Origin of the sequence: Gaiella sp. (assembly GCF_035558935.1) — a bacterium.
Lineage (GTDB): Bacteria > Actinomycetota > Thermoleophilia > Gaiellales > Gaiellaceae > Gaiella.
On record NZ_DATMBZ010000146.1, the window covers coordinates 1 to 6,732 of the forward strand.

7 protein-coding genes are annotated in these 6,732 nt (G+C 71.8%); 6 read left to right on the forward strand and 1 reads right to left on the reverse strand.

Annotated elements, in window-relative coordinates:
* A partial coding sequence (locus VNM44_RS13960) for an NAD(P)/FAD-dependent oxidoreductase (protein ID WP_325626496.1) occupies nt 1-849 on the reverse strand: 849 nt, incomplete at its 3' end.
* A gap of 23 nt (nt 850-872) precedes the next feature.
* Here VNM44_RS13960 and VNM44_RS13965 point away from each other — a divergent pair.
* The 6 genes from VNM44_RS13965 (at nt 873) to VNM44_RS13990 (ending at nt 6,642) form a co-directional block, all read left to right on the forward strand.
* Nucleotides 873-1,817: an acyl-CoA desaturase gene (locus VNM44_RS13965; RefSeq protein ID WP_325626497.1), complete on the forward strand. Its 945-nt coding sequence runs from the start codon at nt 873-875 to the stop codon at nt 1,815-1,817.
* 264 nt (nt 1,818-2,081) lie between these two features.
* A complete protein-coding gene (locus VNM44_RS13970; RefSeq protein ID WP_325626498.1) occupies nt 2,082-2,258 on the forward strand; it encodes a hypothetical protein in 177 nt (58 codons plus the stop codon).
* A complete protein-coding gene (locus VNM44_RS13975) occupies nt 2,255-2,467 on the forward strand; it encodes a hypothetical protein (RefSeq protein ID WP_325626499.1) in 213 nt (70 codons plus the stop codon). The genes VNM44_RS13970 and VNM44_RS13975 overlap by 4 nt, the downstream gene beginning before the upstream one ends.
* Nucleotides 2,468-2,512: 45 nt before the next feature.
* The gene (locus tag VNM44_RS13980) at nt 2,513-3,427 is read left to right on the forward strand and encodes a fasciclin domain-containing protein (RefSeq protein WP_325626500.1); all 915 of its coding nucleotides are present in this window, start codon (nt 2,513-2,515) and stop codon (nt 3,425-3,427) included.
* A 69-nt stretch (nt 3,428-3,496) separates the two neighbouring features.
* Nucleotides 3,497-5,305: a glycosyltransferase gene (locus tag VNM44_RS13985; protein ID WP_325626501.1), complete on the forward strand. Its 1,809-nt coding sequence runs from the start codon at nt 3,497-3,499 to the stop codon at nt 5,303-5,305.
* A complete protein-coding gene (locus VNM44_RS13990) occupies nt 5,302-6,642 on the forward strand; it encodes a glycosyltransferase (protein WP_325626502.1) in 1,341 nt (446 codons plus the stop codon). The genes VNM44_RS13985 and VNM44_RS13990 overlap by 4 nt, the downstream gene beginning before the upstream one ends.
* The last annotated feature ends 90 nt before the right edge of the window (nt 6,643-6,732 follow it).

Below are 6,732 nucleotides of genomic sequence, written 5' to 3' on the forward strand. Positions count from 1 at the left end.
GCGCGAATCGGTGTGGAGGACGGCGTCGTTCCTCGTGTAGGCGAACTGTCCCAACACGCGTCGTTCGTCCGGCGTCGGATCCTCGAGCAGCGCGAGTGCCTGGTCGGCGTGCGTGGCGAGAACGACCCTGTCGAAGCGCTCGATCGCGTCGCCGACCCGCAGCTCGACGAAGGCCTCCGACCGTCGGACGGAGCGCACGCCGGCGCCGAGGCGGAGCCGCCGGCCGAGCCGCGCCGCGATCGCGTCGACGTACCGGTGGCTGCCGCCGGTGACGGTGCGCCAGCGGAAGCGGCCGAAGCCCAGCATCCCATGGTTGGCGAAGAAGCGGATCGCGTAGGCAGCCGGGAACTCGAGCGCGCGCCCCGGCGCGGTCGACCACAGTGCGGACGTCATGGGCACGAGGAAATGACGACGGAAGCGCCGCGAGTAGCCGTGGACGTCGAGGTACTCCGCGAGCGACTGCGACTCGTCCTCGGGTCGCGCCGTCCGCAGCCAGCGGCCGATCTCCCACAGCAGCGCGAGAAAGCGGGGACTGGCGGCGTTCGCCGGCTGCGCGAACGGACGCCGCCCCGAATACTCGAGGCCGCAGCCGCCGCAACTGACCGAGAAGGACATGTCGGACTCGTGCGCGGCGATGCCGAGCTCGCGGAAGAGCCTCGTGAGAAGGGGGTAGTTGCGCACGTTGTGGACGAGGAAGCCGGTGTCGAGCGCGAGCCCGTCGTGCACCACCGTGTTCGCGTGCCCACCGGCGCGGGGCTCTCGCTCGAAGACCTCGACGTGGTGGGCGCGCGAGAGGACATGGGCGGCCCCCAACCCCGAGATACCGCTGCCGACGACCGCGATCCGCATCGTTCTGTTAGTCTACACAAACATTGTACGAATCTTCGACGCAGGTTGCGGTCGGCACCGTGCGGCCGCGGACGAGCCGTATCAGCCAGGCGGTCACGCTCGTCGCGGTGGTCGTGCCGCCGCTCGGCCTGCTCGCGGCGATGGGGCTCCTCTGGGGCGTGGCCTTCCACTGGGTCGACCTCGCGCTCTTTGCCGGCTTCTACCTCGTTTGTGCCTTCGGGACGACGATCGGCTTCCACCGGTATTTCACGCACCGCGGCTTCGAAACCGGCACCGCCGTCAAGGTCGTGCTCGCCGTCCTCGGCTGCATGACGATGCAGGGGCCGCTCACCCAGTGGGTCACGGATCACCGCAAGCACCACGCCCTCTCCGACAAGCCCGGCGATCCGCACTCACCCCATGTCGGCCACGGCGACGGCGCACTCGGCGCGGCGCGCGGCTTCGTCCACGCGCACGTCGGATGGCTGTTCGTGAACCTGGGGATGGAACAGGGACGCGAGTACGCGAAGGATCTCTACGACGACCGCGTCCTGCGGCTGATCGATCGCGCCTACCTGCTGTGGGTGGCTGTCACGCTCGGGCTGCCGTTCCTCATCGGCTACTGCCTCGGAGGCACCGTCGGTGCCGGGCTGGAGGGCCTCGTCTGGGGCGGCCTGATCCGCATCTGCGCCTACCAGCACGCGACGTTCAGCGTGAACTCGATCTGCCACATGTTCGGCCGGCAGCACTACCGCTCACGCGACGAGTCGCGGAACAACCGTTTCGTCGCGCTGCTCGTCTTCGGCGAGGGCTGGCACAACAACCACCACGCCTTCCCTGCCTCGGCGCGGCACGGGCTCGACCGCGGCCAGATCGACCTCTCGTGGTGGGTGATCCGCGGCCTGGAGCGGCTCGGGCTCGTCTGGAACGTCAGGGTGCCCGACGCCGCGCAGCTCGAGCGGCGCCGTCTCCCGAGCGCTGCGCGCTGAGCCCCCGGAGCGGCGAGCTCGCTGCGCACTGAGGGCAGTCCCCGCCGCCGCTTCCGGTTGCTAGACGCCCCGCGCACCCGGCCGTCCGTCCGCGGGTGACGTCACGGCCCGCAGTCTCGCCCGCTGCCCCGGCCCGGATATCTGTGCGGAATCTATACAGACGCTTGACACAGTCGACAGCCGTAGGTAGGCTGCCGCACATGTTCTGTACAGGTTCTGTTTAAGGAGGGTCCCAGGATGCAGCAGAGAGTGCAGGAACTCGTTATGACGCGCCCCGAGACGAGCGCGCGGGCGCTCATCCTCCTCGGCGCCCTCGTCTCCTTCGTCCTCTCCGTCAGCCTGTGGTTCGGGGGCAACGAGCAGCAGGCCATCTTCGTCGGCCTCTGGGTGCCGTCCATCCTCTCGCTCGGCGCTCTGGTCGCTCCGCGGGGCGAACGATGAGCCCGGCCGCGCTGTTCGCGATGGGTGTGCTCGTCACGCTCTTCTACGGAACCGGCCTGTCACTCCTCGTCTACGGGGCGATCCTCGACGGCCGCGACGAGGCTCGCCGCAAGGACGAGGAGGCCGACCGGGCACGAGTCGGCCCTCGCCCCTCCGCAGTTCCCGACGACACGTCGACGGAGGCGGGCGATTTTCCCGCCGCAGCCTGACCGACGCAATACCCGACAGCAACACCCAACAGAAAGGAGATCGGAATGAAGCGCATCATCTCGCTTCTCGCAGTACTCGCCGTCGCGGCGGCCGCCGTGGGGGGCGCCGGCACCGCCTCTGCGGAAACCCGCGCGTCGAACGTCGACATCGTCCAGACGGCCGTCGCCGCCGGACAGTTCACCACGTTGGCGTCGCTGCTCCAAAAGGCCGGCCTCGTGGACACGCTCGCAACGGGCGGACCGTTCACGGTCTTTGCGCCGACGGACGCGGCCTTCGCGAAGGTGCCCAAGGCGACCCTCGACGCGCTCGCCGCTGATCCGGCCAAGCTCAAGGCGGTGCTGCTCTACCACGTCGTTCCCGGCCGCGTCACCGCGGCGGACGTCGTGAAGCTCACGTCCGCCAAGACCGCCGAGGGCAGGTCCCTCGCCATCAAGGTCGTGAACGGATCGGTGTTCGTCGACGCCGCGCAAGTGACGACTCCGGACGTGGGCGCCACGAACGGCGTCATTCACGTGATCGACTCGGTGCTGATCCCGCAGGAGGCGACCGCGACCGCATCCAAGACGATCGTCCAGACCGCTGTCGCGGCAGGGTCGTTCAAGACGCTCGCTTCGCTGCTCAAGAAGGCGGGCCTCGTCGGCACGCTGCAGGGCAAGGGGCCGTTCACGGTCTTCGCCCCGACCGACGCCGCGTTCGCGAAGGTGCCGAAGGCAACGCTCGCGTCGCTCGCCAAGAACAAGGCGAAGCTGCGCTCGGTGCTGCTCTACCACGTGGTCAAGGGCAACGTCCCGGCCGCCAAGGTCGTGATGCTCCGCTCCGCGAAGACGCTCAACGGCAAGGCCGTCTCGATCCGCGTCAACGGCGGCAACGTGCTCGTGGGGGGCGCTCGCGTGACGACCGCCGACGTCAAGGCGTCGAACGGCGTCATCCACGTCGTCAACAAGGTGCTGATCCCGTAGGAGACGCCCGTCCGCTGCCCGGCGCCGCACCCGCGGTGCCGGGCAGCATTCGTCGGCGCGACGCTCGAGATGGCCAGCGACGAGCAGCGACTCCTCGAAGCTCCCCTGCTGGAGGCGGTCACCTCAGCCCTCGCCCTCCGGCGCCGAGGTATCGACGACGCCCGGGGTCGGCGGCTCGCGCGGGCCGCACGTCGTTCCGACCCGACCGCGCAGCTGCTCGTCCTCCACGCGCTCGCGCGCGGCGGCCGCGGCACGGGACGCCTCGTCGTCGACGAGCTCGTCACCTCCGACGAGCGAAGGGCACACGCCGCCTGGGTGCTCGGCGAGCGGCCCCGGTACCCGCGCGCGATCGCGCCGCTCACCGCGCTGGCCGCGCGCGGCGGCTTCCCGTCGATGGTCGCCGAGCTCACGCTCGAGCGATGGCGGAGGACGCCGGCCCCGGCGCTTGCGCCGGCCCGCGACAGCAGCGCTCGCGGCCTCCGCATCGCCCAGGTATCGCTCCAGGGCCGACTCGACGCCGGGCTCCGGGGCGCCGGCGCGGGCGACGGCGGCGGCCTCGCCACGTTGATCGTGAGCCTGACGCGCGCGCTCGACGCCCATCCGGCCGTCTCGGAGGTGGTGACGTTCACGCGGGCGTTCGAGGATCCGTCGTTCCCGGGGCTCTACTCCCTCCCGCAGGAGCCGATCGGCCGCCGCTCCCGCATCGCGCGCCTGCGATACGGCCCGGACACGTATCTCCCGACGGCCGGCCAATGGGAGTACCGACGGGAGATCGAGCTCGCGCTCGCGGGAGCGGTCGCCCGCCACGGACCGTTCGACGTCGCGCACCTCCGGTTCGCGGACGTCGGCACCTTCGTCGCGGCCCGTGTCTTCCGCCGTCTGGGCGTGCCCGTCGTCTTCACCCTCGCGCCCGATCCCCACTCGGTGCTCCGCGACGCCGAGGCGACCGGGCACCTCGACCGCTCCACGTTTCCCGCGGCCGATCTCGAGCACCAGTACGTCTTCCGCGCGTGGCTCCTCGATCGGATGATGCGCGAGGCCGCCGCGCTCGCCGTGCTTCCCCGACCGGGCCTCGAGCGCGAGCTTCGGGAGCTGCTCGGGCCGGCCTTCGCCGCAGTCCACCCCGATCGCCTCTGCACGATCCCCGAGGGGATCGCCGTCGACGCCGCCGCACGGCACCCCATCGACGCCGGCGGGCCTGCGATCCGCTCCCTCGCCTCGGCGATCGCCAAGCTGCCCGCCGGCCGGCGCGGACTCCCGCTGCTCCTCACGGTCGCCCGGCTCAACCGTGTGAAGGGCATTCCCGCACTCGTCGAGGCGTGGGCGGGCGATCCCCGCCTGCTCGAGAGCTTCAACCTGGCCATTGTCGGCGGCGAGCTCGAGCACCCGACACCCGAGGAGCGTCACGTGATCGACGAGATCGACGCCGTCTGCGCGCGGCTCCCGCAGGCAAGGAGCGGTCTCGTCGCCCTCGGCCATCGGCCGCACGACGAGGTGCCCCAGCTCCTCAGGGCCGCCGCGCACGGGATCCCCGGCCTCGTCGCGGCCGGTGGCGTCTACGCGTGCCCGAGCCGGAAGGAGGAGTTCGGCCTCAGCCTGCTCGAGGCGCTCGCGGCGGGGCTTCCTGTCGTCGCCCCGGACCGCGGCGGGCCGCCGACGTTCGTCGAGGACGGGGCGACGGGCTTCCTCGTCGACACCACGGATCTCGCTTCGCTGCGAGGGGGGCTCCGCCGTGCGGCGTCGGTCCGGCTGGATGCCGCGCGCGCGGCGCGGGCGCGTTCGCTCGTCGAGGAGCGTTTCACGATCGACGCGATGGCCGGCCGGCTGGTCGAGCTGTACGAGGGCGTGACTCGCCGTGGCGCGCTGCGGGCCGCATGACCGCGCTGCTCGTCAGCCCCGACTACGTCTCGCACTACCTGCCGCTGTCAGCGGTGGGATCGGCGCTCCGCGACGCCGGTCGCGAGGTGGTGGTGGCAACCGGCGCCGGCCTCCGCGGGCGGGTGCTCGCCGACGGGTTCGGGCACGTCGAGCTACGGCTCGGGGCGGGAAGCAACGCCAGAAGCGAGACGGAGGCCGGCGACCAGGCGACACGGGACTTCCTCGCGGTGACGTACGAGGGGATGGTGGCGACGCTCGAGCACCAGGCACGACGGAGGCTGCACGACCTACTCTGGGATCCCGAGCACGTGACGGGCCGCCTCGGGGACATCGTCGACGACCTGAGGCCCGAGCTCGTCCTCTCCGATCAGCTCGCGTTCGGCGCATCCCTCGCGCTGCGCGCCCTCGGCGTGCCGTACACGGCGTTCCTCCCGGGGCACCCGTGCCAGCTGCCGCCACCCGGGCAAGTGTTCGGCTATCCCGCGCGACGGCCCGAGGGGTTCGCGGAGGAGCACGAGCTCGCTCGGCTACGCGCGCTGTGCGATCGGGCCTCCCGCGTGTTCACGCGACGGTTCAACGAGACGCTGCTCGAGCTGGCGCCGGACGCGCAACCGCTGGAGAGCGCCTTCGCGGCGACTGCGCCGCGAGGAACCCTGGTCAACTATCCCGCCGGCCTGGCCGGATCCCGCGTCGCGCCCGGAGCGACGCTCGTCGGGCCGTGCGTCCGTGACGAGTCCGGCGACCCGGGTCTCGACGCCCTCGAGCGACGCCGTCCCCGCGCCTATGTCGCCCTCGGCAGCTTCCTGTCGGCACGCTCGGACGTCTTGCGAACGATCGCCGACGCCCTCCGCTGCGCCGACCTCGGCGCGGTGGTTGCGTCGGGCGTCACCCCGCCCGCCGACCTCGGGCCGCTGCCCGAGGGCTCCATCGTCCGCCCGTACCTTCCCCAGGTCGCCGCGCTGCGCGCGTGCGACGTGGCGATCTGCCACGGCGGGAACAACACCGCGATGGAAGCCCTCACAGCGGGGGTGCCCGTGGTCGCGCTGCCGTTCTCGACGGATCAGTTCGCCGTCGCCGCCGATCTCGTCGATGCCGGCCTCGGCGCGGCGCTCGACCCGAACCGCGCGTCGGCGCACGACCTCGCCGCCGCCGTCCGCCTCGCGCTCTCACCGGCGACGACGAGGCGCGCGGCCGCCATCGGGCGAGTACTGCGCCGCGCGCCGGGACACGAGCGCGCCGCGAGGCTCCTGCTTCGCACGGCCGCGCGTGGTCACCCGTTCGAGGGAACTTCACGGGAAACGCGCAAGTTTCGACGCTCCTCGGCATCTTCCCGGTAGAGCCTCGGAATCGGCCGCCGGCCTGGCTTGGCGGCGGACGGCTTGGCGCCGATTCCGGGGCTCTTCTCGCTACGGTCGCCCGATCCGGGC

Excerpts from the sequence above, each read along its gene's own strand:
- VNM44_RS13980 (WP_325626500.1), top strand. The coding sequence starts at position 2,513 with ATGAAGCGCATCATCTCGCTTCTCGCAGTACTCGCCGTCGCGGCGGCC.
- VNM44_RS13985 (WP_325626501.1), top strand. The coding sequence starts at position 3,497 with ATGGCCAGCGACGAGCAGCGACTCCTCGAAGCTCCCCTGCTGGAGGCG.
- VNM44_RS13990 (WP_325626502.1), top strand. The coding sequence starts at position 5,302 with ATGACCGCGCTGCTCGTCAGCCCCGACTACGTCTCGCACTACCTGCCG.
- VNM44_RS13970 (WP_325626498.1), top strand. The coding sequence starts at position 2,082 with ATGACGCGCCCCGAGACGAGCGCGCGGGCGCTCATCCTCCTCGGCGCC.
- VNM44_RS13975 (WP_325626499.1), top strand. The coding sequence starts at position 2,255 with ATGAGCCCGGCCGCGCTGTTCGCGATGGGTGTGCTCGTCACGCTCTTC.